The following is a 25762-nucleotide window of genomic DNA, read 5'->3' on the forward strand; positions in this document are numbered from 1 at the left end:
GTCCGGCGTAAGATCAGTCTTGCGGAGCGGGCGCACCGGCTGCTGAAATAAGGCGGGATGCCGTGCTGCTTGAACTGGTGAAACGAGTCAGCACGCTCAAACCCCGCTATGACCAGAATGGAGGCGCAATACCGGAAAGCCGGGGAAGAACTGACGGCCGCGCTTATCATGGCAGGGACGGCCGGTGTCACGCTCGCAGCGTTTTCCGTTGAGGAGCACCCGTCCGTTATTGTGGAATATCAGAACTTTGTCGGGCTCGCTCTCCCGCAATTCCGTCCGGTCAAGGTAGCCAGGAGCCTTGACGAACGGGGTTACGGTTTGGTCGGCACATCCAGCGTCATCGACGATGCTGCCGATGCCTGCGAGGAGATGGTTGACGAGATCATTAAAATGGCCGGGGTGCGTATGCAGGTGCTCCTGCTGATGCGTGAGATCGCGACCCTGACACGGAGGGTGAATGCTTTGGAGAAGATGCTGTTACCGGAACTCAGGGCACGCGAAAGAACTATCGAATCGATGCGTGACAAACGGGAGGAGTTCAACCGGCTGTTCCTGATCAAAAAGAAGAAAACCGTATGGACTGAAGTGCGAATCTGCCGGTTCCTGCAGATACCTCGCGCTTTCGGATCAATTGTGAAGAAAATATCCTCAGGGGCTCTGACGATCTACCGGAGCTCCAAGATGTTTGATATCATACCATCCCTTCCCCACGAGGATTGATCCTATAACGATGAAGCAGAGTGAATGAAGGCCGTACACCCACGTCTCGTGAGGAGAATCTCCCGAGAACAGACTTATCCAGAAGAACGGACAGACCAATCCGAAAAGAGCAAGGCCGGCACCGATCTTCATCAGGCTTTTTGCCTGTCGTTCGTCAGATCTCATTTTGCTTTCTTGTATTGGATTTTTTACCATAGGCCACGCAACAAAATGGTTACCGGTTTCTCTTATCGTTCATGACAATGATTCCCGCTGTGATGCAGCCGATACCAGCGATAACGACAGTCGGCAGCAACCAGCCGCTACCCGATACGACCGCGTTGACAATGAAGAGGAACGCCGCCCCGGCAATACAGGGAGCAAATACCTTCAGGACCGGTGGCATCATCGGTTTGTACCCGCGAATTCCCTTCCCAGCTGGATCCGGTATGCGATCATGAACCCGAGGCCGAACAGGAAAACAAGAAACGAGTGGATCGCATTGAACATGAGTTCGTCCCCTCTTGCACCGGCCAGCAGGGATAACCAGAAGATAGGGCAGAAGATCCCGACAAGCATGATACCGTACCCGATTCTGATATTGCTCTTCAGGTGGATCTCCCGGTTCGTGAGCTGATCCGGGAGTGTTCCGGTCTCACCCCTCAGCAACCGCAGGATCTTCTTCGCAAGCATCGTATAGGGGCAGCAGGAGATCACGGTACGGGCGAACCCGCGTATCCCCCCCTGTGTTAAAAGGCTGGAAGCCGGGCACCGGGACTCTCCGGCCTCATTGGATCTGTTCTGCCCCTTTTTCTGTCCGGTCATTTCCTCATCACCCCGTTACCACACAATCATCCGACAAACAACGCATAGAAGACAAAACCGCCCAGGGTTGCCGTGACGAACACCCAGAGGACATAGGCTGCGATGGCTTTGGGTCTGAGCATGGAGCCCAGGATAGCAATCTCCGGCAGGCTCGCGCCGGTCCCGCCGATGAGGAGGGCCATTGCCGCACCGAGGCTCATGCCTTTCGTAAGAAGAACAGAAAGCAGCGGGATCGCCATCTCGATTCTCAGGTAGAGCGGAACCCCGATTACTGCTGCGATCGGGATTGCGAGGAGATTCGAGTTGCCCACGTAGGTCTCGACAAGCGATGCCGGGACGAACGCCGCGATGATGCCGCTGATCGCTGCACCGATGAGCACATAGGGGATGATCTTTACAAAGAGTGCCCGGGCAAACGGCATGCTTCGGGCGATACGGGGACGGTTGCGTTCCCAGAAACTTCCTCGCTCATATTCAGCGGCGGGTGATGTCGAGCCGCAGCACGCGGACGATGGAACCACGGGTTCACAGCATGTCGAAACCGGTTTTGTAACCGGTGCGGAACACCCACATCCCGAAGCGAGCGGTGCCGGAGATGCACTGCACGGTAAAATGTCGTATTCCATTTGCTGCACCCCGGCAGAACACCCACATGCGGATGCCGGTGCCGGAGCAGATGATGCACAGGACGATTCGACCGCAAACATCACTTCCTTGACCTCATGGCTCAGCCGGGTGCTGCCGAGGAACGCTCCGCCGATAATCGCCATGACGAGGGTCACGACAAAATAGACGAGAGCGATCTGCCAGCCGAAGACCCCGAAGATGATTCCCACGACCATGAAATTGCACACTGGTGCAGAGAATAAAAATGCGAGCACGGTTGAGAAGGGTACTTTTGAGGATTTCGATTAACTCCCCACCTGAGATGCGTCAGTTATAAATCATTTATATGTGGCCTGGATTAATCGAGGGGTTTTTCGAAGTCCTCTTTTGACTCTATCATTCCCATCGAGATCGGTATCATCGATGCGCTGCAGAACGGGGTGATTATCCCAAGGAGCGCCCCGATGACCGGCCCTTTTCTCCCGAGGCCGCTCCCGAGGCGTTTCTGGATCTTCTCCTGTGGAACATATTCACGCACGATACCGGTGAGAATCGCGATAACAGCGATAAGGATCACGAGCACGACGGCAACATGGACAAATTCATTGAATGCGATAGTCAGTTGTTCTTGTAACACGGTTTCACCATTAGGTTAGGAATCTCCGGCGGTGTGCAAGCCAGGATTAATTCCAATAAATCTCTGCCAGCACTAAATTTATATGGGATACTAATTCGAATCGTATATACTACACAAAATCATAGTTGAAACCGTATGATGAAAGATCCCTCCTGCTATTTATGCCCGGTCGAGGGCACGCTTGATGTGATCGGCGGGAAATGGAAACCGCTGATCATATGGTTCCTGCGAAAACGATTACTGCGATTCAGCGATCTGCGGCGGTCAATTCCCGGCATAACGGATGTAATGCTCACCAAACAGCTCCGCGAACTTGAGGAGGATGGTGTGATCAATAGGAAGGTCTACAACCAGGTCCCGCCCAAGGTTGAATATTCCCTCACACCGCTGGGGATGACGATCATCCCGCTTCTCGATGCGCTCTGCGACTGGGCGATCGAGCATATGAAGATCCCGATGATTGACGACGATGAAATTGTTAGCCGTGACTCAAAGAAAAGGAACAAGTTAGACAAAGCCCGTTGACAATCCATCCAGATTATCATTTCAATTGTACACGAACGCCTCGCCCCTCGGCGTTCGTCCCAACTATGACGTCGTTCTCATGATCAAACTGCTGGTGCTGCAGCAGTGGTATGGTCTGTCAGACCCTGAACTGGAGCGTCAGGCGATGGATCGGATCTCGTTCCGCCATTTTCTGGGGTATCCGGAAACCATTCCGGACCGGTCGATGATCTGGCTGTTTCGGGAACGTCTGGAGCAAACCGGCAAGGATACTGCGATCTGGGAGGAGTTCCAACGGCAACTCGATGCACAAGGCCTCGCGATCAAACGCGGAGTCATCCAGGATGCGACGTTCATCACGGCTGATCCGGGGCATGCCTCTGCCGATACCCCCCGGGGAGACCAGGCACAGACCCGGCGGAGCCGCGATGGTACCTGGGCAAAGAAGGGAACGAAGTCCCAGTTCGGGTATAAACTCCACATCCTACTGGATAAAGACAATCAACTCATCCGCCGGATTGAAACGACCACGGCGTCGCTCCATGACAGCAAGGTCGATCTCTCCCGGGAAGGCGAGACGGTCTATCGCGACAAAGGCTATTTCGGCGTGAAACCGCAGGCATCCATGGACAAGACGATGCACCGGGCTGTCCGCGGCCATCCCCTCTCGATCAAGGAGAACCGGAGAAACAAGGCCATCAGCAGAACACGCTCGCTGGTGGAACAGCCGTTCGCCGTGATCAAGCGGGTGTTCCATGCAGGCCCCCTCATGGTCACGACAGTTGCCAGAGTGCGAGTCAAAAACACCGTCTCCTGCATGAATTTCAACTTCAGGCAACTTCTGAGGTGATCCTATAATTATAAGATCCCCCAGATAAAACCGGGGATCATGGCATTCCGGGAAATTGACGACGACATCTGGTAGATTGTTCTGAAATACCTCCCCCCAACAAAGCCGCACATCGGTCGACCCCGGTGTGACAAGAACCCGGGCGGGAACCGGGCGCCGTAGTGCTCCCAACAAAGCCACACATCGGCCGACCCCGGTGTGACCCCCGCAGACTGTTCAACGGCATCCTGTACGTTCTGACCACCGGCTGCACCTGGCACGATGTTGCGGCAAACTACGGCACCAAATCGACGGTTCATCGCTACCACCTCGAATTATGCGAGGAGGGAGTGTACCAGGCGATTTTCCTCGACCTGCTCCGATCCGGGTATGAGATCCGAAAGATCGATCTCTCGCACTGTGCAACGGATAACAAGGATATCCAGGCAAAAAACCCTCATGATGCCTGGGCAGCAAGCATACAGAATTAAAATATTCGGGTGGCCATCTTTCCTGGGGTAGAGAAGGCTGACCCCTTTCTGGGATCCGATCCCGTGCTAAAAACTAGCCAGTCCACCGTCTCGGAAGCATACATGCATCAGAGAATGCGGATACAAAATTGCTCCTGAAGAACCCTGGATCTACCCCAATCTTGAGGAGTTATGAACGAACAAACCAAAGTATGCGGAATTGATGTGCACAAGGAGTTTCTCCAGGTCTGCATCCTCTCGCGATCCGGAGAGCACTCCCACCATCGCTTCCGCCATACGTCTGATGGGATTCGTGCCTTAAAAGACCTTGTCCTGACCGAAGGGTGCGACCTTGTCGCCTTTGAATCCACTGGAATCTATTGGTACAAGTTGTACCTGCTCCTTGAGTCGGATATCCGAGTCATTGTTGCCAACGCCTACCAGATCAAGAGTATTCCCGGACGCAAGACCGATCTAAAAGATGCCCAATGGATCGCCGAGCTCGCTCTCAACGGCTTGATCAAGCCTTCCCGGATCTTCCCTCGCAAGGATCGTGAGTTCCGGGATCTCACGCGAAACCGGGAGATTCTGGTACAGACCCGGACAACTATCAAGAACCGGATCCACAAGATCCTGGATAGTGCCGGGATCCGGCTGAAACCAGCACTCAAAGATCTCTTCGGGAAATCAGGGTATCATCTGCTCCAGGGAATCGCAGGAGAGAAGGATCTGGAAGCTACCCTCTCGACCCTCCCCTCTCCCCTGATCCGCCGTCGTGCCGATCAGATCCGGGAAGCGTTGCAGGAGTCCTCCCTCTCCCCTCTTCAACTGCATCTCCTGAAGACCCAATTGGCACTGTTTGAGGAGATCGAGGAGAAGATCACGTATCTTGAATCCCTCATTCTTGCATCACTCGATGATGATCACACCGAGGATATCGCGATCTGCATCTCGGTCCCGGGCATCAGCAGTACTGCTGCAATGACGATCCTTGCCGAAGTGGGAGATGTCCGGGACTTCGCCTCGGCGGATCACCTTGTCTCCTGGGCAGGACTGGCACCTTCGGTGTATCAGTCCGCTGACACCCTGGTCACCGGACGGATCACGAAACGTGGATCGAAACATCTCCGGTGGATCCTGGTGCAGGCTGCACAGGCAGCAAGCAGAGCAAAGGATACGGTGTTCTCCCACTTCTTCCGGCGCATAGCCTATCGCATAGGCCGGAATAAAGCCGTTGTCGCCCTTGCCCGGAAGATCCTCTGTATTCTGTGGCACTTGCTGATGAACCGGGAACGCTATGTTGAATCCGGTCTGAAGAAATCAGTGAAACTCCCGGCACGGTTCGTGGTGCCGGAGATGTCTGTCGATGAGGCGGTAGCGGTGTTGCTGAATGCCGGGTATGCGGTATACACACCTGAGAAGCAGAGCCGTGCCAGGAAGGGGGTGAGGGAGTAAAGGCCACCCTCCCCTTTGGGGATTTTCATACAAAAGTTGAACCACGGCGGGGGATCGCCCGTAACGAAAGGAAACTTAATGCCATAAACCGGCACTGGCATCCATGAGGATCTTGCGATGCCGGCCATGCTCATACTCCACCACAGACGGCCCCGCCCGTGACGAAAACAGTCAGGCAGCAGATCCCACTCGACTCCACCGTTATCGTTCCATTACTTTCCGACAAGTGTCATCCCCCGCCTACCGGAGGAAATAGCGCGATGAGATCACCTTCGGCCAGAGGTGTATCCAGACCATTTTCAAATTGGATATTCCGCCCATTGTGAAGTATATTGACAAACTGTTTCAGGGCGCCCGGGCGCTCAAATACCATCTCCTGAAAACCAGGGTATCGCCGGATGATCTCTGCAAGCAACTCAACCACGGTTGCATTCGCGGCAAGGGGAATGTCGATATCCTTGTCCATCACCTCACGGAACATGGCAAATGCCTTTACTCGGACATTCATACACGGGACCCACTGACATCCAGTTCAATCGCCGAAGAACCGCAGTCGATACAGGTGGGGGACCTCACAATCCGGATCACTTCTGCGTCGCCCCGCAGCCCGTCCCAGAGCAGCAACCGGCTTTTCAGGAGCTCACCAGTACCGGTGAGTAATTTGATCGCTTCGGTGCCCTCAATGCACCCGATTGCGCCGCAGGTTACTCCGATGATCGGGTTCTTCTCCCATTCCGGAGGAGTGGGCACAAGGCACCGCAGGCATGGGGTGGCGCCAGGGAGGAACGTGGTCACCTGCCCGTAGAACCCGTTCACCGCACCATGAACGAACGGGATTTTGTGATCGAGCCCCGCCCGGTTCAGAATATATCGGGCGGCGAAGTTGTCCATGCCGTCCAGAATCAGGTCAATTCCCTGTACAAGATCCTTCACCGACGTTTCATCGATATGCCTGTACACGGCGTCAACCTGCGTATCAGGACTGAATGCATGAATCGACTGCTGTGCCGCTTCGACTTTGCAGGCGCCGATATCCTGTTCCCGGTAGAGGATCTGGCGGTTCATGTTGGATGCCTCGACTCTGTCCTCATCAACGATCCGGATATATCCGACTCCTGCTGCTGCAAGGTACGTTGCAAGTGCAGACCCGAGCCCCCCCACTCCGGCAACAAGAACGCGGGCGTTTTTGAGTTTATCCTGCCCATCTTCACCGATGAGCGGGAGTTGCCGCAAGAACCGTTCATTGGCTGATTGAGCCGTCATGTCGATTCACCATGCTGGAATCAGCTCTGCATCAATTCGAGTTCCTTCTTGGCGGAAGGCAGCACTTTGTATTTTTTTACAATCCGCTGGGCCTTCTTTTGGGGGGTGTCCCCTTCTTCGGCAAACGCGATCGCCTCTGCCGGGCAGAGATTTGCACAGGTCTGGCACCCGACGACACAGCTCTCCGGGTGGATGACGACCGATTTCTTCCGATCCCAGTCAAACTGGTATACCCCTTTCCCGCAGGTCAGGAAACATAGCCCGCATCCGATACATTTCTCATCGTTTACCGTTGGATGCCAGTCAATCTTCGATCGGGGGACCCCGTGCCATAGTGCTGGTTTCATACCTGATTCCGTCATGGTGTTTGCTCCATGTTTTTCAAAGATTTATTCTTTGTCCAATACGAAAAAATTTATACCGTTAGCCCCAGCTCTTTGAGCTTCGCCGGTGTGGGACGACCCTCGTTGTCCCAGCCACGGGCTGCATAGTAGTTGTCGAGCAACGGTTGACGCTGCCAGACGCGCCCTTTGGGTGCACCGTCCTGGAGTGGTTCTGTCAGCAGGCGTCCGGGCAGGGTGTCGTCCGCTTTCGTGTAACCCACCTTGATATTGAACAGTTTCTGGAGGTTCCAGATCCGCTCCCCGATCAGGAGGAGGTCCGGTGTCGTCATCGACATGCCGGTCGTTGCGGCGATGAGATCCGCGTAATCGTCGGCTCCGAGTGCGAAAGATGTAAAAAGACACATCCCGGAGGCATCAATTGAAGCGGTGAGGTCCTGGAACGTCTTGACCCACTGGTCCTTTCCTTCGCTGATGTAAGGGTCCAGTTTCTCCGGAGCACCCAGTACTTCCGGCGATATCAGATAACCATAGACATGGTCTCCGCCGCGGACAGATGTTGCAGTCGCAAGGCCGTATCCCTGGAGCCCACGGGGATCGTACGCGGGAAGTTCCTGCTTCTTGACGCTTATCGACAACTCAGGGTGTCCATACTTTGACGCAAACCGGAAGGAGCCATCGGCAAGTTCGGCACCAAGTCCGCGACGGTACCCGATATCCTCGACGAGTCTCAGCATCTTCTCCGCGTCGCCGAACCGTAGACCCTCCTTGAGGTACCCTTTCTCGGTCATCTCCATTGCGCAGGCAATGGAGGTCGGGGTCCCGATCGCATCAAGCCCGAGATCGTTGCAGATATAGTTAGCACGGGCAATGGCGTTCAGATCGTCAATGCCGCAGTCTGCACCGAATGCCCAGTCGGGTTCGTACTCCGGCCCTTCGCCCTCCGCGCCTCCAGTCTTTGTCACCCTGCCGCACTGGACAATGCACGCGTAGCAGCCCTTGGGCTTGGTCAGGATCGTATCCGCTATGGTCTCTCCGGAGATCTTTTCTGCCTGGGGGAAGTATCCGCGCTGGAAGTTCCGGGTCGGAAGCACCCCATTTTCATTGATGATGTTGATGAGGATTGCCGTGCCGTATTTGTGGAGGCCCTGGCAGATGCCGTTCTCCTCAATCTTGTTCCTGACGCGTTCTTTGACGGCGTTGAGTTGCTCCTCGTCGGCAGGCTTGATCGGGAGATCGCCGGTCGCGACAACGGCTTTGAGGTTCTTCGAACCGAGCACTGCGCCCGTGCCGCCGCGCCCTGCGGCCCGGTGGTCTTCGTTGATGATGCATGCAATTCGGCTTTTAAGTTCGCCAGCCGGCCCGATGCATGCGACACGAGCTTTCTGGTCACCGAGATCGCGCTTGAGTGCCGCGGTCGTCTCGCTCGTCCTCATGCCCCAGTATCCTGAAGCATCCCGGAGTTCTGCAGTTCCATCATTGAGGAAGAGGTAGACCGGTTTTAACGAGCGCCCCGTAAAGATCACCGCATCAAACCCGGCTTTCTTCATCTTCCAGCCAAAGACTCCGCCGCTGTTGGCAGAGAGAAGGGTGTCGTTGAGCGGAGCCTTCGTGGTCACCTCGTACCGTGCCCCGAGCGGGATACCAGTACCGGTTAACGGACCGGCAGCGAACACGATGACATTCTCCGGAGAGAGAGCATCGATGCCTGGGTCGATCCTGTCACTCACAATGCGTGCCCCGAATCCCCGGCCGCCAAGATAGTTCTTCTTGAGATCAGCTGGTGTCGGCTGGATCGTCACCTTGCCACCGGTGAGATCGACAAACGCCATTTTTCCTGCATAGCCATCCATGAGTTTCGCCAATGGCTGATTGGCTAAAGGTATATTAATACCTTTTCAAGTTTTTTTTGAAATGCGGGATCCCGGATCCAACCACCGTCCGTAGCGAGTACTGATTGACCCCTTTTCAGGTAATTCTCCTGGAAATTCGACAGGGATTGTCGCTCCGACGGACCGGTTTGATGGTCTGACAGGCATCCTTTGCGAAATGCGCGATGCGGATCAGTTCGAGAATCAGGGCTTCGCGCTTCATCTTCAGCATCTGGTGCCCCTGTTCAGCGAGCCGGATCCGGCGCTTGATCGCGAGCCCCTGATAGTGCAGGGTTCCCGCGAGGAAATGGCTCATCGATGAGGGCGGGAGGGAGCGAGGATTTGATGAGGGGGATGGGAAGAGGCGTAGCCACGAGGCATTCCAGATGGGTAGCGATCTCGGAAACGGAATAGTGCCAAACGACGATCTGGCCTGCGTACAGGAGACAGCTGCCGCATGCCCGGTTGAAATTATTTCAGTGGAAGAGTAAGGGGAGCATCTTTCACATTCCCGTCAAAGAAAAGAGGGGGCCTCGCCATTGGCCATTGGGATACGCCCTTAAAAATCATAATCCTCGAGGGGACGGCCGAAACCAGAGTCAGAAAAGCACGTCGAAAAAGACCTGACACCCTCACCCGATCAGGTGCCCGGCCTCGTCGATCTCGCCCCTGATGATCCGGGTGGACGAGATCCACCGTCCGTCTTCGGCGAGCACGCAGGCGATCTGGTAGATCTCCACCATCTTTTTTCCCTTCGCCCGGCGGAGTTTGTTGATCTCGAGGGCGACCGGCAGGGTCTCCTCAGAGACGACCAGGATATCGAAATCCGCTTCGAGCGCCGAGCCGTAACGGTCGTTCAGCTCCTCGATCTCCCAGCGGACCTTATCGGGAAGGCTCCGCACATACCGCTCCAGCGCCGCCAGCCGCTCCTCGTACGGCATCACCGGGTGGCTCTTCCTCCCCGCGAAGGCGTCTGAGGAGAGGCCGATCACCACCTTTCCTTCCGGGCCTGCAAGTTCAAATGAGCGCGATATCAGTTTCTTATGGCCGGCATGCAGGGGAGAGAAGGTGCCCCCCACCATAATCTTCATTCATAGTCATGGGCTACCAATACTATTAGTATGAACCACAATCTGCGCATCGGCGATGAGGTCTTCATTGCGGAAAACGCCACGCTCGTCGGGGACGTCACCATCGGCGAGAGATCCGGCGTCTGGTTCGGCGCCGTGGTGCGGGGCGACCGCGACCGGATCGTCATCGGCGCCGGCTCCAACATCCAGGACAACGCCACCGTCCACGGCTCGGCCGGCCACCCGACGATCGTCGGGGATATGGTCTCGGTCGGGCACGGGGCGATCATCCACGGCTGCACCATTTCAGACGAGGTGCTCGTCGGCATGGGGGCGATCGTGATGAACGGGGCGGTCGTCGGCGAGGGCTCGATCATCGGCGCAGGTGCGGTGGTCACCGAGGGGAAAGTCGTCCCGCCGGGTTCGGTGGTGCTCGGCGTCCCGGGCAAGATCGTCAGGCAGGTCGACGAGGCCGGGCGCGAAGGGATCAGGGAGAACGCCCGGGTCTATATGGAGATGGCCGGGAGGTATCGGCGTGGCTGAGGTGGTCGTCGTCGGCGGCGGGATCGCCGGCATCCAGGCGGCGCTCGACATCGCGCAGCACGGGGTTGCCGTCCACCTCGTCGAGCGGGAACCGACGATCGGCGGGCACATGGCGATGCTCGACAAGACCTTCCCGACAAACGACTGCTCGATGTGCATCCTCTCCCCGAAGATGGTCGAGGTGGAGCGCCACCCCCTGATCACCGTCCACACCTGCACCGAGGTGACCGGGGTCGAGGGCGAGGTCGGCGACTTCACGGTCAGGATGCGCCGCCACCCCCGCTACGTGGACGATGAGCGGTGCAACGGCTGCGGCGACTGCACCGAGGTCTGCCCGGTCGAGGTCTACAACCGTTTCGACGCCGGGATCGGGGTGAGAAAGGCGATCTATCGCCCGATGCCCCAGTCAGTCCCGAACGTCACGATCCGGGACGCCGAGCACTGCATCGACTGCGGGCTCTGCTACGAGGCCTGCGGCCGCGAGGCCGTCCTCCACGACGACGAGGACCGGGAAGAAGAATTCAGCGTGAAGGCGGCGAGCCTCGTGATCACCACCGGCTACGGCACCTTCGACCCGCGAAAGAAGGGAAACCTCAGGTACCTCAGCATCCCCGACGTGATCACCAGCCTGGAGTTCGAGCGGATGATCAATGCGAGCGGCCCGACGGGCGGGGAGATGAGGCGCCTCTCCGACGGCACCCTCCCGGAAAGCGTCGTATTTCTCCAGTGCGTCGGCTCGCGGGACATGCAGGTCGACCGGCCGTACTGCTCCTGCGTCTGCTGCATGGCGGCGGTGAAAAACGCGATCCTGATCAGGGAGCACCACCCCGAGATCGCCGTGACGGTGCTGTACATCGACCTCAGGGCCTACGGCAAGGGCTACGAGGAGTATTTCAACCGCGCCGGGGATATGGGCGTCCGCTTCCTGCGCGGGCTGCCCGGCGAGATCGCGCAGAAGAACGGCGGCATCGAGCTGCAGGTCGAGAACTCTGAGACCGGCGAGGTGGAGACCCTCCACCCTGGCCTCGTCGTCCTCTCGGTCGGGATGCAGCCTCCGGCAGGGATGGAGGCGCTTGCCGAACGTCTCGGGATCACCCTGGAGAAGACCGGGTTCGTCCAGACGCAGGACGAGAAGATGAACACCGTGGCGACGATCCGGCCCGGGATCTACGTGGCCGGCACCGCGGTGGCGCCAAAGGATATCCCTGACTCCGTGGCGATGGGCGGGGCGGCGGCGATGCGGGCGTACACCGACGCCCTGCGGGCCGGGCCATGATCCCGCGGACGATCGAGCGGGTGGGCGGGACGATCTGCTTCATCGACCAGACCCTCCTGCCACAAAGGCTTGAGATCGTCGAGTGCACCGATATCGAACGTCTGGCAAGAGCGATCCGCCGCCTGGAAGTGAGGGGCGCCCCGGCCCTCGGCATCGCCGGGGCCTACGGCGTCGCCCTTGCGGCGATCCAGAGCGAAGAGGAGGATCTCGACGCCTTTCTGGCAGAGGTCTCGGCGGCCGCGGCCTCCCTGCGGGGCACGCGGCCGACGGCGGTGAACCTGGGCTGGGGGATCGACCGGGTGCTCGCGGCGGTCAGAGGGGCCGGCTCTATCGAGGCAGGAAAAGAGGCGGCGGTCAAAGGAGCCGACGCCGTCGCACGGGAGGACGAGGAGACCTGCCGCCGGATCGGGGCGAACGGCGCCGCCCTCCTGCCCGAGAACGCCCGGGTGCTCACCCACTGCAACGCCGGCGCCCTCGCCTGCGCCACCTGGGGGACGGCCCTCGGGGTGATCAGGTCGGCCGTCGAGGGCGGGAAGACGGTCTCGGTCACCGCCTGCGAGACCAGGCCCCTGCTGCAGGGCGCACGCCTCACCGCCTGGGAACTCGCCGCAGAGAAGATCCCGGTCCGGGTGATCACCGACGCGACGGCGGCCTTCCTGATGCGGCGCGGCGAGATCGACTGCGTCGTCGTCGGCGCCGACCGGATCACCGACGACGCTGTCTTCAACAAGATCGGCACCTACATGCACGCCGTCTGCGCCCGGCACCACGGCATCCCCTTCTACGTGGCCGCCCCCCTCTCGACCTTCGACCCGGGGCGATCCGAGACCGACGTGACGATCGAGGAGCGGGGCCGGGACGAAGTCGCCGCCTTCAACGGGAAACAGACCGTCCCGGACGGCGTCGGGTGCACGAACTACGCCTTCGACGCCACCCCGCTCGACCTCGTATCAGGGATCATTACGGAAATCGGGGTTCTGCTGCCGCCATACGACCCCATGCCCCGACTCCGCCATATATAAATGGGCCCACCGAATAGTGTAGCAATGTTCCTCGACTCCCCGCTCTGGACGCAGGCGATGTTCCTCATCGGCGAGGTGACGGTCTTTTTGATCCTCGGCATGTTCGTCGCATCCCTCGCCCTCATCTTCATCATGACGCTCTCCATCCAGCGGGGGAAAGTCTATTTTCCGCGGCTCATCAACAGCGGGATGGTCTTCCTCGAAGGGATGGTCAGGGGGATCTGCAAGTTCTTCGGGTTTGAAGACCAGGACCTCATCAAGTTCTCGATCCGGCTGCACAACACGATGAGCCTGAAGCAGTTCGAGGAGATCCCGGTCGAAAAGCGGGCGATATACCTGCCCCAGTGCCTGCGGTCGGCCGAGTGCCCGGCGCACCTCACCCCCGAGGGGCTCGTCTGCCGCCGCTGCGGCCGCTGCGATATCGGCCGGGAGATCGATAGTTATGAGGCGATGGGATATCGCATCTTTATCGCCCCGGGCTCCACCCTCATCAAGAGAATGATGAAAAAATACCGGCCCGAAGCGATCATCGGCGTCGGTTGCCTGATGGAGATAAAAGAGGGGCTCGACCTCTGCGACCGGGCCGGCGTTGTCGGGATGGGGGTCGTCACCCTGAAAGACGGGTGCGTCGAGACCCTCCTCGACTGGCACGAGCTGCGGGATATCGCCGTTATTGGTTTGCCTGATTCCCGATGACCTTCACATTTCTGCCGATGAGCCGGGTGCTCAGGATCCTGCCGTAGACATAGATCGTGGCGTCGCTCTTCACCTCGCCGACCTTGATCCCCGGGCGCAGAATGATGTCGCCCCCGGCAGCGACCGATTTTACGATGACGTTGTCCGAGATGGTGACGTTCTCCCCGACCGAAAGGGCCCCTTTGATCCTGACGCTCCGGCCGATGACGCCGGACTTGCACCGCACATCCTTGCCGACCGTGGAGAGGGCGCCCAGTTCGAGCCGGCCGTCGACGTCGAGCGACCCCCAGATATGGGTCTCAGGCGGGACGATAAAGTCCCCGGGTATGTGGACATTCCCGTCAAAAAAAGAACCTTTCGGGGCGATATAGGTGTCTCCGCTCTGATAGACCTTCATATAATACCACTACGATCATGCACCCCCACCATTAAAAAATTTAGGAAAGGAGTGCTGCGGCGGTGAAGATCAGGAGGGAGAGGAACATCCCCTTCTTCAGGGTGGCGGTGACACCGGAGCGGCGGATGCAGGCGGGCGTCGTGCACCCCCGCACCGCGAGGGAACGGTAGAGCACCCCGGCGTTGAGCAGGCCGATCGCCGCCAGATAGGGCAGACTCCACCACCAGAAGACCGGGAGCATGGAGAGGAGGGCGGCGGCGAGGGCGAAGACGAAGGCGATGCCGACGCTCCGGTCCACGCCGACGATCATCGGCAGGGTCCGCGCCCCGCCGGCACGGTCCCCTTCGATATCCTCGGCGTCCTTGAGAACCTCCCGTGCCGTCATCGCAAGGAAGGTGACGCCGGCCACCGGCAGGGTGGCAAGAAGGCCGTCCATCCCGGCGAACGCCCCGCCGAAGAGGAAGATCGAGGCCGAGAGGTAGGCGACGGCGAGGTTGCCGAGAAACGGCGTCGCCTTCAGCCGGACGGCGTAGAGCACGAGGAGCGCCGAGTTGAAAAGGGCGATCCCGAGGCAGAGCGGGTTTGTGAGGAGGGCGAGGAGGTTGCCGGCGGTAAAAAGCAGCGCCGCGTAGACGAGCGCACCCCTCAGCGAGACCGTGCCCGCCGGGATCGGCCGGTCAGGCCGGTTGACGGCGTCTATCCCGGCATCACAGTAGTCGTTGACGACGTTGCCGGCCGCCGTGACGAGGGCGACGATCCCGATCACTACGGCGGCTTCCGGGACGAGGGTGCCGGTGGCGATGAGGGAGCCGAGCACGCCGGCAAGCCCGGCGACGATGGCGTTTGTCGGCCGGGTGATGGCAAGATAGCCGTGCATTTTAAAAAAATGCGACGGCAGGGTATTTCAAGATTGGCCGGCGGTCCACCAGGGGCGGTCAGGCGGGTCCTGCCGGAGGCGCCCCTGCCAGGCCTCGTCGGTGAGGCGGCCGGCGAGGGGGACGGTGAACTCGTAGTACGAGAAGACCGGGCCGGCGGCGAGGGTGACCGACCCGTCGGGCGCCGGACAGGCAACGACGACGAGGCCGGTGTAGCCGACCCCTTCCTCCAGGACGAGGTCATGGTACGGGTCTGTGTGGACGTCGGCCACGATCGCCGTCGTCTTTGCCCGGTCGTCGACGCCGGTCAGGGTGCCGTCGAGGAGAGCGCCGACATTCCTGATGAAGGCGTGATCGGCGGCGGTGAGGGGTCTGCCCTCCAGCTCCTGCACCGAGATGGCGGTGAGGCGATCGAGGGTCGTCTCCAGCGTCTGCAGGCGCCGCTCCGAGACCGGGTCGAGGGCATCGAGGGATGCAAGCCCTTCCCGCGTCATCGCGGTGAGGGCGTGGAGGCGGGTGTAGAACCCGGGCACCGGCTCCACATACCCCGGGACCGCCTGCTCCTCAGGTTTGACCGAGATCGCCCGGCCAGAGGTGTAACTCTGCTTCGCATAGAGGATCGTGTCGTGGCGCAGTTCGGTCCACGAGGCAAGGGCGGTGGTCAGTTCCTTCTCCTGCCATGCAGGGGTCTGCATGAAGGCTGGATACCCGTCCCCGAAGGTGGCGAGAAGCGGGCGGAGGGAGGAGAGCCAGCCCCAGTAGAGGTTCCTGTTCCACCCGCTCTCGTTCACGGCGGCAAACTCCCCCTCCAGCCTCCCGTAGACCCGGTCATAGTGGAGATACCGGCTGTCCCCGCCCGCGTCCAGAAGGGCGGCGGCCCGCTCAGAGCCCAGGAGGGCCATGAGGTCGAGGGCGGTCGGGATCGCCCGCTCGCCCTGGACAAGGGTGAACGGCGCGCCGATCCCGGTGAAGGCGCCGGTATAGGGGGAAACCAGTTCGGAAAAGACATACGAGTCGGGAACGAACCGCTGGCCCATGAGCCTGAAACCCATGGTGGCGTTGAGGGCCTTGCGCCCCTCTTTTTCGTTGCCGACGGCACGGTAGCCGGTGCCGCTGGAGATCGCCGGGGGCGGATGGGTGCGGAGTTCCGCCTGGAGGAGGGCGGTCTTGTCCGCGGCGAGGGTGCGGTTCACCCCGCCGTGCGCCCCCTTCATCGCCTCGATATACTCGTGCGGACCGAGGTCGTCGGAATAACCGGCATAGAAAGAGGTGACCTCGTAGATCCGGTTCCAGCGCGCCATCAGGGAGGGGTCGGCCTCGAGCGCCGCGGCGATCTGGGCGGCGGCCGCCGTCTGGACCGCCGCCTCCTCCGCGCTGACGATCGAGCCCTCGTCACCGCCGGTGAGGAGGAAGGTCATCCGCCCGTGCCACATCATCGCCAGGAAATAATGTTCCAGCCGCGCGGATCGCGTATAGTGGCCTCGCGGAAGGTACTGCGAGTAGTCCTCGGCATAGGTGAAGATCGGGCTCTCCGCCAGACCGGCGCGGGCCCGGATCAGGGCGAGTTCGTCGACGGCGGCGGGCGGAAGTGCGGACGGCGCCGCATAGCGCACTGCATCCTCCGGGGAAAAACCCGTATTATCCCCGTCCGCGGACGGCGCCAGAAGGGCGAGGGCCACGGCAAAATAAGCGGCGTTTCGCCGGGCCGCCTCCCTCGCCTGCCCTTCGGCGGTGGCCGCGGTCTCGATCGAGGCGTCGAGCAGGGCGGCGTCGAGGGTCCACAGGTCGTCATAAAATTGTTCCTCCTCGATCGTCCGCATCGTCTCGTCGAACTGGATGTGATAGAGGTGGAGGACCGAATCGGCGGTGACGAAGACCGGGATGCCGCGCTCCTTCAGGACGGTGTACGGCCTGACCATGTCGGTCTCCCGCGGGTTGAAGGGGTTCTCGATCGTCACAAACCCGTTCTGTTCGAGGAGGGCGGTCGCGTTCCGGTCCAGAGAGAGGCCGGCGGCCACCGCCCCCCGGTTCCAGACGCTCTCCGGGTCGAGGGGGAGGCGATAGGACGGCGAGGCCGGGGTGAGGTCGAGGGGAAGGGATCGGTAATGCGCGCTCACCGCGCTGCCGCCTGCCGCAAGCGGGGAATCGTTCTCAGGCGGTTCTTCGCCGCCGCCGGTGCACCCGGCCGTCAGCAGGACGGCGGCGACGGCAAGGATCAGCACTGTCCACTCCATACCCCAGCATGGAGACAGCAGGTGATAAAGATGCAGATGACTGCGAAGATCTTCGTAGCAAAAAGGACGGGCTTGGGGGGATTTGAACCCCCGGCGTTCAGCTTAGGAGGCTGACGCCATGTCCTGGCTAGGCCACAAGCCCCGGGACTCTAGTAATGTGGTCGTTGAGATGGTATTAAGGTTTGTGAGAGGCCACCTTTCTGGCACGATGGAACGCCTGCCGGTCACCGAGGGGAAGACAACATTTTTTGCACCGGTTCAGGACGAGGGAGCGGCATTCCCGCCGGGATCGGCCCCGATCTTCTACAACCGGAAGATGGAGGCGAACCGGGACGGGACGGTGCTCTTCCTCGCCGCCGTGCACCCTTCAGACTACCTCGACGCCATGGGGGCGACCGGGGTGCGGGGGCTGCGGGTCGCCCACGAGACCGGGATCGCCGTGACGATCAACGACATCGATCCATCAGCCGCGGCCGAGATCCGGGCGAACGCCGAACGGATCGGCGGGGCGATCGAGGTGACCTGCCAGGACGCCAACGCCCTGATGAGCACCAGGCGCTTCGACGCCGTCGACCTCGACCCCTTCGGGACGCCCGCGCCCTTCGTGGACGCCTCCTGCCGGAGCGCAAAACGGTATCTCTTCGTCACGGCGACCGACACCGCCCCGCTCTGCGGCGCCCACTTAAAGGCCGGGATGCGCCGCTACTTCGCCCGCCCGATGAACACGGAGTACCACGGCGAGGTCGGGCTGCGCATCCTCCTCGGTTTCGTGGCGCGGGAGATGATCAAGTACGACCGCGGCATCGAACCGCTCTTCTGCTTTGCCCACGAGCACTTTGTCCGCCTCCACCTCAGGACGCGCCCGCGGGTGAAGAACGCCGACCAGGCACTCGACCGGATCGGGTACGTGATGCAGTGCACCGGCTGCTTCTACCGCGAAGAAAGGACCGGCCTCCTGTCAGAGTCCGGCGTCTGCCCCTGCTGCGGCACGGCCCTGCGACCGATCGGCCCCCTCTGGCTCGGGGCGGTGAACGACCCCGATACCCTTCTGGCGATGGAGGCGCTGCTCCCGGAGATGACGCTCGGCACGGCGTCGTACCTGGGGCGGCTGCTGCCCGTCCTCAGGGACGAACTCCCCACCTCGACCTTCTACGACTACCACCGGATCGCAAAGACGCTCAGGGCCTCGCCGCCGGCGATCGATATCGTGCTGGAGCGCCTCCGCTGCGGCGGCTACCTGGCGACGCGGACGCATTACGAGGGCACCGGGATCAGGACCGACGCCCCGCTCGCGGCGATCGAGGCGGCGATCACCGATCCCGCTTGAACTGCCGTGTCTTTAAAAAAGCCTCGAACTCTGTTTTGAACGAGGGGGAGCACTCCAGGTACTCGACCAGGCCCTTAACCTGCTCGATCGTCTCGTTGTGGAGCTCGTGCTCCATAAAACATGCGTCCTCCCCGGCGACCCGGTCAGAAACGCCGATCAGGGAGAGAAAACCCTTGAGAGTCTCGTGCCTGAAGGCGATCACCTCGGCGATCGACCGGCCCTCGGGCGTGAGGGTCACGCCCTCGTACCGGCGGTAGGTGACCAGCCCCATCTGCCCGAGTTTCTGGAACATCTCGACAACGCTGGAAGGGGAGACCGAGAGTTCCTTTGCCACATCAGAGGTCCGGGCATACCCCTTCTCCCGCGCCACGCAGAGGATCGCCTCCAGGTAGTCCTCGATCTTCCTGCTCAGCGGCCCGCGGCCGCAGCATCTTCCCGGTGCCATCGCTCTCCCGCGGCGGTGCCTGAACGGCCCGCCAATCGCATCACTGTTGCACCGCCTGCCGCATAAATGATCAGGGTCGGAACGGTCCCTCATGTCGCCTCCTCCCTCAGGAGGAAGAAGGCGATCGCCAGCATGAGGGGGAGGAGGAGAACGGCCGGCGTGTACGGCGGGGCAAACCCGCCGATAAACCCGGCAAACGAGTTGAAGAAGGCCCCGGACTCCTCCCCGGCGGGAATGGAGGTGCAGATCATCCCGAAGATATCACAGCCGGCAACGAGGCCGACCATGACCGCCCCAAGGAGGGCGCGCGCCCGCCATTCGAGACCTGCGCCCCGGAGACCGCCCCCGATCAGGAGGAGGCCGCCGCAGGCGACGACCGCCCCGCCCCATGCCCAGCGGAAGAAATCGTCCCCGGCGATCTCGATGAGACCGACCTCGAACGGGCCGCTCCCCCCGATCCAGACCAGGATATCTGCAAGCCCGAGCAGGAGGGCAGCGGCCCCGGCGACGACCGAAACGGCGCGGAGCGCCATCTTTCCGCTCATCTCAGGCCACCCCCAGCAGCATGCCGGCAAGATGGATCAGCCCGCCGTAGAGGAAGACCACGGTCATCAGGGCAAGCATCGCCCCGCCGAGGAACTTCCATCCCTCTTTGAGCAGCATCACGAAGGTCGCCACGCACGGGAAGTAGATCGAGACCAGGATCACCGAGGCGAACATCTGGTACGCCGTCATCGGGATCGTGGAGAGCTGGGCGACAGCGAGGTCCTTTCTCAGGAAGGCGGCGAGCAGCGGACCGACGGTCTCGGGAGGCACCCCGAACCAGAGGACAAAGACCGGTGCAAGGGCGCTGCTCAGCCAGCCGATCACGCCGAGAAGGTAGAGGACGTTGACGAGCAGGACGCCGAGGAGCACGAAAGGAATGGCCTCGCGCAGGAAGCCCATCGTCCTGATCTTCATTTTACGGGAGACATTCTCGAACATCGGCCGGCGGTACGGCGGGACATCGATGAGGATCTCGGGGTTCTCGCCCGGGAGGAGCCGGTTGAAGATGAACCCGAAGAGGGCGAAGCCGACGAGCAGGGTGAGGATCACCAGACCGACGGATTCGGGGATCACCGCGAGCATGATCCCGAGCTGCGCCCCGCAGGGGATGAAGATCGCAATCAGCGTCATCATCATGAACCGCTGTTTGTCTGTCTCCAGGATCCGCGTCGCCGTGATCGCCGGGACATTGCACCCGAGCCCCAGGATCATCGGGACGACCGCATAGCCGTGGAGGCCGATCCGGTGGAGGAGGGTGTCGGCCAGGACGGCAAGCCGCGGGAGGTAGCCCGAGTCCTCCAGCACCGTCATGGTGAGGTAGAAGATGAAGACTGCCGGAAGGACGACGCCGATGGAGACGAAGAGCCCGGAGGTCAGGACGCCGAACGCCTCGAAACAGTTCTCGGCCGCCGGGTCCCCGACAAAGAGGAAGTAGAGGATGCTCTGCGGGTCTGGCCAGACGCTCTGGAGCCAGGGGAGCCAGTGGGCATCGAAGAGTTTGACCATGAAGCCGTCGGTGACCAGGTCGCCGGCAAAAGAGGAAAATATGCTCCAGAACGCATAGAGCACCGCAAAAGCGACTGGGATCCCGGTCAGCGGACTGATCGTGAGGTCACCGAGGGCGTCGGAGAGCGTCCTCCTGAACACGCCGGTCCTGACGGTCCGGCCGGCGATGGCATCGGCAAGGCTCCAGCGCTCGTCCATGGACAGTGCGGTCATCGGCACCTCCCGCACCCGGCGCAGCCCGGGAGGTTTGCCGGCGGCTCGGGGGTTTTTCCGGCAACACGGTCCCGGACAGCCGGAAGATCGGCGACCTGCGCCTTATGCAGGATGCCGACGAGATCACGGGTTCCCTCGCCGGTCGTCGCCGCGGTGGAGACGACCGGGACGCCCAGGAGGTGCTGGAGCGCCGCCGTGTCGACCATGATCCCTTTTGCGCGGGCGGCGTCGATCATGTTGACCGCCACGACGGTCCGCATGCCGCGTTCGAGCACCTGGAGGAGGAGATAGAGGCCCCGTTCGATCCGGGTGGCATCGAGGACGACGAGTGCAACGGCGTCGGGATATTCCCCGACGATGCGGGCCGCCACCTCCTCGGCGGCGTCGCGCGGCTCCAGCGAGTAGGCGCCGGGGACGTCGATCACCTCCCGGGCCTGGTGGTCCGCAACGAGGCTGCCGCGCGTGACGTCGACGGTGGTGCCGGGGTAGTTCGAGACGGTGGCGCTGCCCCCGGTGAGGCGGTTGAAGAGGGCGCTCTTTCCCACGTTCGGGTTGCCGATGAGAAGGAGCGTCCGCTCCCCCTCTGGCACCTCAACACCCAAACGGGGGCGGGAGAAGAGACGATCGCGCAGACTCATCGGTCTCCCTCCCTGATATCGACGAAGACGCCTGCAGCAAGGTCGCACCCCATCGCCACCTCGACATCGCCTGCGATCACGACGACCGGCCCTTTGATCGGCTGGCGCGTGATCATCTTCACGGTTTTACCGGTCCTGATGCCGAGGGAGTTCAGTTCCCGGCGGAAACCGCGGATATCAACGATTATTCCGGTTTCCCCGTATTCAAGATCATTAATTGCTTTTTTCATCAATATTCCTCTCAACAGTGATGTGTGCGGCCATACCGCGGCCGAGGGCGAGGGTGCCGCCGTCGACGGCCAGGACGATCGGACCACAGGCGGCCGATACGACCGTGCAGATCTGTCCCGGGGCGATCCCCCGCAGGGCGAGGCGGTTCCTGAACCGCTCGCAGCCCATGACGGCAACGACCCGCACCGTTTCACCGATACCACATTCTGTCAGTTGCATGCTCTGGTCAGGGAATAGGTGGCCTCTTCGGCCCGGATAAAGCGGAGCCGAAAGGTATGAGGGGACCGCTCGGCCGACCGAAAAAAATTCGGAAATTTTGATGTTTCCGAACGGTGCGCGCGAAGCATGGGCGCACATCAGGGGTGGAGCAGAAAACAGGCTCTTCGCTCGTTTGTGTGGGTCGCCATGACGTCTTCATCTGACGCCCCTCAGGCGACCCGGGGAATCATGCGCGAAAGACCGCGATTTTTAGAGGCGGGGAGTGTTTCTGGGACGAAAAGCAGGTGATCGGCGTGCCGGTTTCGGGGGGCCAGCTGCCCCATAGACCTGCGATTGGGGGGAGAGATGGGAGTGGCCATTCAGGCTCCTGTGCTGCCTTCCCCGGTCTAATCGTGTGCGGGGGTCAGGGGGGTGAAACCCCCGGCAGGCAGTATGGGGAAGGCGGGGGATCCGCACTCCCTCCCTGCGATTACAGGAGAGAGATCAAACCCGGCACGAGGGTTTACCATGAAAAACATTTCATGGGGTATGCTTGAGTCGCCTTCCCGGACTCATGCCCGATTCAACAGCGCCAAAAAAACAGGATATCGTGAGCCGGCGGCAGTGCGTGGAGTTGTTTGCCGGCCCGTCCGAAGAACTATCGAGAGAGGTGGAAATTGTGTGGTACGTGTCGTTTTCCAGGGAAAAACGGGAGCATATCCTCCTAGCAGATCACCTTTTCCTGCACTTTTTCGGTTCCCGTGCGACACTCCGGGACTGCTGCTGCATCCGGGATCAGTCCGAGGAGCCGGGCCAGTTTTTCCGGATTGCCCGCACCTCTGATCGTCGATCTCGTGCTCATCCCATCACCCCTGTGCCAGGGGAAGCAGCAAGCCAGATTTTTTCTCCTTCCGTCCTCTCCCCGACGGTCCGATCGTCGAGGACGGCCGCGACGGCATATGCCAACCCGGCCCGGTGCAGGTGTTCTCCTGTTCTCATGTGAACAGATACATCCTGGCGTTTCGGCAGGGTTGAACCCTTCCCGAAGATTGTTGGAGGGGTTTGGCATGCCCGAAAAAGATGCGGGTGAACGCCGATCTCCAGCGCACCCGCGCACCAACGCCGGGCCGATCCGCCACCCCTCCTGCCAGACTTTTCCAGCGATCCAGAACCGTATTTCGTCCTCTACGCGGTCGCCAGCAGCACAACGGCCATCAGTGCCATCCCTGCGATCAGGCCGTAGATCGCACAGTGCGTCTCCCCGTACTCCCGGGCCGCAGGGAGGAGTTCGTCCAGGGCGACAAAGACCATGATCCCGGAAACACCGGCGAACAGCAGGCCCAGAAGACCCGCCGAAAAGAAGGGAAGGAGGATGAAAAAGGCGATCAGGGCGCCTGCAGGTTCGGCAAGCCCCGAGAGGAGAGCATAGAGAAACGCCCTGGCTCTGCTCCCGGTGGCGCAGTAGACAGGCACGGATACGGCGATGCCCTCAGGGATATTGTGGATGGCGATGGCCGCGGCGATCGAGAGGCCGATCCGCAGATCCGCCGTGGCGGCGTAGAAGGTCGCCATCCCCTCAGGGACGTTGTGGATGGCGATGGCAAGTGCGGTGAATAAGCCGGTGCGATAGAGGCCTGCGTCCGCCCCGCCCTCCGCCTCCTCTACCCGCCGCGCCTCGTGGGGGTTCTGGGGATAGGGAACAAGATGATCGATGAGGCCGATGAATGCAATCCCCCCGAAAAAAGCAAGCGTGACCGCCCATGGACCGGGCACACCGCCCCATGAAGCGCCGACCGCCGCATGCGCCGCCGGCAGGAGTTCGGTGAAGGAGACATAGATCATCACCCCGGCGGAAAAACCGAGAGAAAAAGCGAGAAGGCGCGTACCTGTTTTTTTCGTGAAGAAGACCATCAGGCTGCCGATACCGGTCGAAAGCCCGGCGATGAGCGTCAGCCCGAAGGCGACGGCGACAGTATCAGGATCGATCATACCTTTTCCCGGCGGACATGCTCATGTATCTCTGCTCTGCTTTAATACTCACGGGGGCGTGCAAAAAAACGCGAACACCTGATCCTTCCGGCGCCGACGGCAGAGAAGGAAAGAGATGGGGAACACCCCCCATCACCTGAAAAATATCAACGACAGGAGTTCAGAACCGCGTGACGATCGTCACGATGTCCTGATCTTTGAGTTTGTGCTGAAGCCCGACGCGCTGGGCGTCGTGCTTCACGGATTTACCCCAGATCTTTGCATACCTGAACTTGTCCACGAAGTCGCGGTGAAGCCGGCGGCAGACGTCCTCGATCGTCGAGTCTGAGCGGACGATCAGCGGCTCCTCCATGTCGGCCGGACCGCCGAGCGGCTTCATGTAGACGCGCATGAAGCCGAGGTGATTGTAGATCCCGTCCTTGAGCGCATCGACGTTGTAGCCCGAGTGCGCCGAGATCATATAGGGCGTCTCGCCGAACCGGTCGGTGAGCTCGCCCTCGATCTCGGCACGGGTCTTTGCATCGACGAGATCGACCTTGTTGATGGCGATGAAGGCCGGGATATAGACGCGGTTTCCGATCATGGCGTCGATGAAATCGTCCTGCGAGATATTGCCCCTGATCAGGACGTCGGCGTTCATGATCTTGTTCTCGGCGAGGATGGACCTGACCTCCTCGATGTCGAGAGCCTCGTCGCCGACATAGTTGAGCCTGATACCGCCGTTGCCGCTCTTTTTGATGGTGATGTCGGGTTTTGGCTTGTTGATCCTGATCCCGGCGTCATAGAGTTCCCTCATCAGGACATCGACATGCCGCCCGTTGTAGACGTCGCCGAGGATGAGGATGAGGTCGGCGCTCCGCACCACGGCGATGACTTCCTTACCGCGTCCCTTGCCCATGGCGGCGCCGGCGATGAGCCCGGGGATATCCAGGATCTGGATCTTTGCGCCCTTGTGCTCCAGGATCCCGGGTACGACGGTGAGGGTGGTGAAGGCATAGGCCGCCACCTCGCTCTCCTGCCCGGTGAGCTGGTTGAGGAGCGTGGACTTGCCGACCGACGGAAAACCGACGAGGACCACCGTCCCGTCGCCCGACTTCTTGACCGAATACCCTTCCCCGGAGCCGGCGGACTTCATCGCCCGCTGTACGGCTTCGTCTCTGATCTTGGCGAGCTTGGCTTTCAGGCGTCCGATGTGCTTGGATGTGGCCTTGTTGTACACGGTGCGCTGGAGCTCGTCTTCGATCTCCTTGATCTCATCTTCAAGACCACTCATTCCTCATAGATCTGTAAGCCTGACTACATAAGGATCGTGGATAGGGAACCGCATCCCGGTGCTGCGCGCCCTCGATCTCGATGGGGCGGGCAGCGCCTGATCGGGCTGCGCAGAGAGGAATGGTTAAATACGTCCATATCCAATATTGTAGAGCACTCAGGTGCGCATTGCTGCTATAGTGTAGACCGGCCAATCATGCAGGACTCTCACTCCTGCGACTGGGGTTCGAATCCCCATAGCAGCATCCGATTTTGAACTCAATTCACCCAATCGCATCTGTTCAG

General features: G+C 60.7%; 30 protein-coding genes, 2 tRNA genes and 1 pseudogene. 12 read left to right on the forward strand and 21 right to left on the reverse strand.

Annotated elements, in window-relative coordinates; translation table 11 throughout:
• The first annotated feature begins 108 nt into the window (after positions 1-108).
• A complete protein-coding gene (locus tag HWN36_RS06070) occupies positions 109-720 on the forward strand; it encodes a V-type ATP synthase subunit D (RefSeq protein ID WP_176788534.1) in 612 nt (203 codons plus the stop codon).
• Between the two features lie 384 nt (positions 721-1104).
• Here the strand turns inward: HWN36_RS06070 and HWN36_RS06075 are convergent, their stop codons facing one another.
• The 3 genes from HWN36_RS06075 to HWN36_RS12145 form a co-directional block, all read right to left on the reverse strand.
• On the reverse strand, positions 1105-1524 hold the full coding sequence (locus tag HWN36_RS06075; RefSeq protein WP_176788535.1) for a hypothetical protein: 420 nt from the start codon (positions 1522-1524) through the stop codon (positions 1105-1107).
• A 26-nt stretch (positions 1525-1550) separates the two neighbouring features.
• Positions 1551-2366 (reverse strand): permease, encoded by an 816-nt coding sequence (locus tag HWN36_RS06080; RefSeq protein ID WP_281361636.1) that lies wholly within the window; start codon positions 2364-2366, stop codon positions 1551-1553.
• Positions 2367-2488: 122 nt separating this feature from the next.
• Positions 2489-2767 carry a permease gene (locus tag HWN36_RS12145; protein ID WP_343044939.1) on the reverse strand — a complete coding sequence of 93 codons (279 nt, stop codon included), beginning with the start codon at positions 2765-2767 and terminating at the stop codon, positions 2489-2491.
• 135 nt (positions 2768-2902) lie between these two features.
• Here HWN36_RS12145 and HWN36_RS06085 point away from each other — a divergent pair, with 135 nt between their 5' ends.
• The 4 genes and pseudogenes from HWN36_RS06085 (at position 2903) to HWN36_RS06100 (ending at position 6025) form a co-directional block, all read left to right on the forward strand.
• Positions 2903-3292 (forward strand): winged helix-turn-helix transcriptional regulator, encoded by a 390-nt coding sequence (locus HWN36_RS06085; protein WP_176788536.1) that lies wholly within the window; start codon positions 2903-2905, stop codon positions 3290-3292.
• 10 nt (positions 3293-3302) lie between these two features.
• A pseudogene (locus HWN36_RS06090) lies at positions 3303-4121 on the forward strand (IS5 family transposase); the annotation flags it as partial.
• A 161-nt stretch (positions 4122-4282) separates the two neighbouring features.
• Positions 4283-4591, forward strand: a complete 309-nt coding sequence (locus HWN36_RS12310; protein ID WP_176788538.1) for a transposase — start codon at positions 4283-4285, stop codon at positions 4589-4591.
• A 171-nt stretch (positions 4592-4762) separates the two neighbouring features.
• A complete protein-coding gene (locus tag HWN36_RS06100) occupies positions 4763-6025 on the forward strand; it encodes an IS110 family RNA-guided transposase (protein ID WP_176788539.1) in 1263 nt (420 codons plus the stop codon).
• Between the two features lie 229 nt (positions 6026-6254).
• Here HWN36_RS06100 and HWN36_RS06105 read toward each other — a convergent pair whose 3' ends face one another.
• From HWN36_RS06105 to HWN36_RS06125, 5 genes are all read right to left on the reverse strand, one after another.
• On the reverse strand, positions 6255-6533 hold the full coding sequence (locus HWN36_RS06105) for a ubiquitin-like small modifier protein 1 (protein ID WP_176788540.1): 279 nt from the start codon (positions 6531-6533) through the stop codon (positions 6255-6257).
• The gene (locus HWN36_RS06110; RefSeq protein WP_176788541.1) at positions 6530-7288 is read right to left on the reverse strand and encodes a HesA/MoeB/ThiF family protein; all 759 of its coding nucleotides are present in this window, start codon (positions 7286-7288) and stop codon (positions 6530-6532) included. The genes HWN36_RS06105 and HWN36_RS06110 overlap by 4 nt, the downstream gene beginning before the upstream one ends.
• 20 nt (positions 7289-7308) lie before the next feature.
• The gene (locus tag HWN36_RS06115) at positions 7309-7650 is read right to left on the reverse strand and encodes a 4Fe-4S dicluster domain-containing protein (RefSeq protein ID WP_176788542.1); all 342 of its coding nucleotides are present in this window, start codon (positions 7648-7650) and stop codon (positions 7309-7311) included.
• Between the two features lie 53 nt (positions 7651-7703).
• Entirely contained in the window at positions 7704-9482 is a 1779-nt protein-coding gene (locus HWN36_RS06120; protein WP_176788543.1) for an aldehyde ferredoxin oxidoreductase family protein, read from the reverse strand.
• A 115-nt stretch (positions 9483-9597) separates the two neighbouring features.
• Positions 9598-9816, reverse strand: coding sequence for a V-type ATP synthase subunit D (locus HWN36_RS06125; RefSeq protein WP_176788544.1), 219 nt, complete (start codon positions 9814-9816; stop codon positions 9598-9600).
• Between HWN36_RS06125 and HWN36_RS12315 the strand changes: the two genes are divergently transcribed.
• Positions 9815-9991 (forward strand): ferredoxin, encoded by a 177-nt coding sequence (locus tag HWN36_RS12315; RefSeq protein ID WP_369334316.1) that lies wholly within the window; start codon positions 9815-9817, stop codon positions 9989-9991. The genes HWN36_RS06125 and HWN36_RS12315 overlap by 2 nt on opposite strands.
• A 141-nt stretch (positions 9992-10132) precedes the next feature.
• On the opposite strand, the gene HWN36_RS06135 is transcribed toward HWN36_RS12315, so the two are convergent.
• Entirely contained in the window at positions 10133-10591 is a 459-nt protein-coding gene (locus tag HWN36_RS06135; protein WP_176788546.1) for a phosphopantetheine adenylyltransferase, read from the reverse strand.
• A gap of 30 nt (positions 10592-10621) precedes the next feature.
• On the opposite strand from HWN36_RS06135, the gene HWN36_RS06140 reads away from it, so the two are divergent.
• The 4 genes from HWN36_RS06140 to HWN36_RS06155 are packed head-to-tail and all read left to right on the forward strand — an operon-like array spanning position 10622 to position 14107.
• Entirely contained in the window at positions 10622-11113 is a 492-nt protein-coding gene (locus tag HWN36_RS06140) for a gamma carbonic anhydrase family protein (RefSeq protein WP_176788547.1), read from the forward strand.
• Positions 11106-12389 (forward strand): FAD-dependent oxidoreductase, encoded by a 1284-nt coding sequence (locus tag HWN36_RS06145; RefSeq protein ID WP_176788548.1) that lies wholly within the window; start codon positions 11106-11108, stop codon positions 12387-12389. The genes HWN36_RS06140 and HWN36_RS06145 overlap by 8 nt, the downstream gene beginning before the upstream one ends.
• Positions 12386-13411, forward strand: coding sequence for an S-methyl-5-thioribose-1-phosphate isomerase (mtnA, locus tag HWN36_RS06150; protein ID WP_176788549.1), 1026 nt, complete (start codon positions 12386-12388; stop codon positions 13409-13411). Before HWN36_RS06145 ends, mtnA begins: the two co-directional genes overlap by 4 nt.
• A 24-nt stretch (positions 13412-13435) precedes the next feature.
• Positions 13436-14107: a DUF116 domain-containing protein gene (locus tag HWN36_RS06155; RefSeq protein WP_176788550.1), complete on the forward strand. Its 672-nt coding sequence runs from the start codon at positions 13436-13438 to the stop codon at positions 14105-14107.
• Here the strand turns inward: HWN36_RS06155 and HWN36_RS06160 are convergent.
• From HWN36_RS06160 to HWN36_RS06175, 4 genes are all read right to left on the reverse strand, one after another.
• A complete protein-coding gene (locus tag HWN36_RS06160) occupies positions 14082-14504 on the reverse strand; it encodes a hypothetical protein (RefSeq protein ID WP_004038071.1) in 423 nt (140 codons plus the stop codon). The genes HWN36_RS06155 and HWN36_RS06160 overlap by 26 nt on opposite strands.
• A gap of 40 nt (positions 14505-14544) precedes the next feature.
• On the reverse strand, positions 14545-15381 hold the full coding sequence (locus HWN36_RS06165) for a geranylgeranylglycerol-phosphate geranylgeranyltransferase (RefSeq protein WP_176788551.1): 837 nt from the start codon (positions 15379-15381) through the stop codon (positions 14545-14547).
• A gap of 27 nt (positions 15382-15408) precedes the next feature.
• Positions 15409-17613 carry a DUF3160 domain-containing protein gene (locus HWN36_RS06170; protein ID WP_176788552.1) on the reverse strand — a complete coding sequence of 735 codons (2205 nt, stop codon included), beginning with the start codon at positions 17611-17613 and terminating at the stop codon, positions 15409-15411.
• Between the two features lie 67 nt (positions 17614-17680).
• Positions 17681-17755 (reverse strand) — tRNA-Arg (locus HWN36_RS06175).
• A 66-nt stretch (positions 17756-17821) separates the two neighbouring features.
• Here HWN36_RS06175 and HWN36_RS06180 point away from each other — a divergent pair.
• Complete coding sequence (locus HWN36_RS06180) at positions 17822-18940, forward strand: tRNA (guanine(10)-N(2))-dimethyltransferase (RefSeq protein WP_176789588.1); 1119 nt, start codon at positions 17822-17824, stop codon at positions 18938-18940.
• Here HWN36_RS06180 and HWN36_RS06185 read toward each other — a convergent pair.
• The 8 genes from HWN36_RS06185 to HWN36_RS06220 form a co-directional block, all read right to left on the reverse strand.
• A complete protein-coding gene (locus HWN36_RS06185) occupies positions 18924-19385 on the reverse strand; it encodes a metal-dependent transcriptional regulator (protein ID WP_176789589.1) in 462 nt (153 codons plus the stop codon). The two genes, HWN36_RS06180 and HWN36_RS06185, sit on opposite strands and share 17 nt — an antisense overlap.
• 89 nt (positions 19386-19474) lie before the next feature.
• Entirely contained in the window at positions 19475-19930 is a 456-nt protein-coding gene (locus tag HWN36_RS06190) for a hypothetical protein (protein ID WP_176788553.1), read from the reverse strand.
• Between the two features lies 1 nt (position 19931).
• Positions 19932-21149: a ferrous iron transporter B gene (locus HWN36_RS06195; RefSeq protein WP_176788554.1), complete on the reverse strand. Its 1218-nt coding sequence runs from the start codon at positions 21147-21149 to the stop codon at positions 19932-19934.
• Entirely contained in the window at positions 21146-21787 is a 642-nt protein-coding gene (locus HWN36_RS06200) for a FeoB small GTPase domain-containing protein (protein WP_176788555.1), read from the reverse strand. Before HWN36_RS06200 ends, HWN36_RS06195 begins: the two co-directional genes overlap by 4 nt.
• Entirely contained in the window at positions 21784-22017 is a 234-nt protein-coding gene (locus tag HWN36_RS06205; RefSeq protein ID WP_176788556.1) for a FeoA family protein, read from the reverse strand. Before HWN36_RS06205 ends, HWN36_RS06200 begins: the two co-directional genes overlap by 4 nt.
• Positions 22001-22237: a FeoA family protein gene (locus tag HWN36_RS06210; RefSeq protein WP_176788557.1), complete on the reverse strand. Its 237-nt coding sequence runs from the start codon at positions 22235-22237 to the stop codon at positions 22001-22003. The genes HWN36_RS06205 and HWN36_RS06210 overlap by 17 nt, the downstream gene beginning before the upstream one ends.
• 1164 nt (positions 22238-23401) lie before the next feature.
• Positions 23402-24205, reverse strand: a complete 804-nt coding sequence (gene zupT, locus HWN36_RS06215; RefSeq protein ID WP_176788558.1) for a zinc transporter ZupT — start codon at positions 24203-24205, stop codon at positions 23402-23404.
• Positions 24206-24365: 160 nt separating this feature from the next.
• A complete protein-coding gene (locus tag HWN36_RS06220) occupies positions 24366-25478 on the reverse strand; it encodes an OBG GTPase family GTP-binding protein (protein ID WP_176788559.1) in 1113 nt (370 codons plus the stop codon).
• Between the two features lie 169 nt (positions 25479-25647).
• Here HWN36_RS06220 and HWN36_RS06225 point away from each other — a divergent pair.
• Positions 25648-25722, forward strand: a tRNA-Glu gene (locus tag HWN36_RS06225).
• The last annotated feature ends 40 nt before the right edge of the window (positions 25723-25762 follow it).

This window comes from Methanofollis tationis, from assembly GCF_013377755.1.
Classification (GTDB): Archaea; Halobacteriota; Methanomicrobia; order Methanomicrobiales; family Methanofollaceae; genus Methanofollis; species Methanofollis tationis.

Coding starts and splice junctions, on each gene's coding strand:
- HWN36_RS06070 (WP_176788534.1), top strand. CDS start 109: ATGACCAGAATGGAGGCGCAATACCGGAAAGCCGGGGAAGAACTGACG.
- HWN36_RS06075 (WP_176788535.1), bottom strand. CDS start 1,524: ATGACCGGACAGAAAAAGGGGCAGAACAGATCCAATGAGGCCGGAGAG.
- HWN36_RS06080 (WP_281361636.1), bottom strand. CDS start 2,366: ATGGTCGTGGGAATCATCTTCGGGGTCTTCGGCTGGCAGATCGCTCTC.
- HWN36_RS06085 (WP_176788536.1), top strand. CDS start 2,903: ATGATGAAAGATCCCTCCTGCTATTTATGCCCGGTCGAGGGCACGCTT.
- HWN36_RS06100 (WP_176788539.1), top strand. CDS start 4,763: ATGAACGAACAAACCAAAGTATGCGGAATTGATGTGCACAAGGAGTTT.
- HWN36_RS06105 (WP_176788540.1), bottom strand. CDS start 6,533: ATGAATGTCCGAGTAAAGGCATTTGCCATGTTCCGTGAGGTGATGGAC.
- HWN36_RS06110 (WP_176788541.1), bottom strand. CDS start 7,288: ATGACGGCTCAATCAGCCAATGAACGGTTCTTGCGGCAACTCCCGCTC.
- HWN36_RS06115 (WP_176788542.1), bottom strand. CDS start 7,650: ATGACGGAATCAGGTATGAAACCAGCACTATGGCACGGGGTCCCCCGA.
- HWN36_RS06120 (WP_176788543.1), bottom strand. CDS start 9,482: ATGGATGGCTATGCAGGAAAAATGGCGTTTGTCGATCTCACCGGTGGC.
- HWN36_RS06125 (WP_176788544.1), bottom strand. CDS start 9,816: ATGAGCCATTTCCTCGCGGGAACCCTGCACTATCAGGGGCTCGCGATC.
- HWN36_RS06135 (WP_176788546.1), bottom strand. CDS start 10,591: ATGAAGATTATGGTGGGGGGCACCTTCTCTCCCCTGCATGCCGGCCAT.
- HWN36_RS06140 (WP_176788547.1), top strand. CDS start 10,622: ATGAACCACAATCTGCGCATCGGCGATGAGGTCTTCATTGCGGAAAAC.
- mtnA (WP_176788549.1), top strand. CDS start 12,386: ATGATCCCGCGGACGATCGAGCGGGTGGGCGGGACGATCTGCTTCATC.
- HWN36_RS06155 (WP_176788550.1), top strand. CDS start 13,436: ATGTTCCTCGACTCCCCGCTCTGGACGCAGGCGATGTTCCTCATCGGC.
- HWN36_RS06160 (WP_004038071.1), bottom strand. CDS start 14,504: ATGAAGGTCTATCAGAGCGGAGACACCTATATCGCCCCGAAAGGTTCT.
- HWN36_RS06165 (WP_176788551.1), bottom strand. CDS start 15,381: ATGCACGGCTATCTTGCCATCACCCGGCCGACAAACGCCATCGTCGCC.
- HWN36_RS06170 (WP_176788552.1), bottom strand. CDS start 17,613: ATGGAGTGGACAGTGCTGATCCTTGCCGTCGCCGCCGTCCTGCTGACG.
- HWN36_RS06180 (WP_176789588.1), top strand. CDS start 17,822: ATGGAACGCCTGCCGGTCACCGAGGGGAAGACAACATTTTTTGCACCG.
- HWN36_RS06185 (WP_176789589.1), bottom strand. CDS start 19,385: ATGGCACCGGGAAGATGCTGCGGCCGCGGGCCGCTGAGCAGGAAGATC.
- HWN36_RS06190 (WP_176788553.1), bottom strand. CDS start 19,930: ATGAGCGGAAAGATGGCGCTCCGCGCCGTTTCGGTCGTCGCCGGGGCC.
- HWN36_RS06195 (WP_176788554.1), bottom strand. CDS start 21,149: ATGACCGCACTGTCCATGGACGAGCGCTGGAGCCTTGCCGATGCCATC.
- HWN36_RS06200 (WP_176788555.1), bottom strand. CDS start 21,787: ATGAGTCTGCGCGATCGTCTCTTCTCCCGCCCCCGTTTGGGTGTTGAG.
- HWN36_RS06205 (WP_176788556.1), bottom strand. CDS start 22,017: ATGAAAAAAGCAATTAATGATCTTGAATACGGGGAAACCGGAATAATC.
- HWN36_RS06210 (WP_176788557.1), bottom strand. CDS start 22,237: ATGCAACTGACAGAATGTGGTATCGGTGAAACGGTGCGGGTCGTTGCC.
- zupT (WP_176788558.1), bottom strand. CDS start 24,205: ATGATCGATCCTGATACTGTCGCCGTCGCCTTCGGGCTGACGCTCATC.
- HWN36_RS06220 (WP_176788559.1), bottom strand. CDS start 25,478: ATGAGTGGTCTTGAAGATGAGATCAAGGAGATCGAAGACGAGCTCCAG.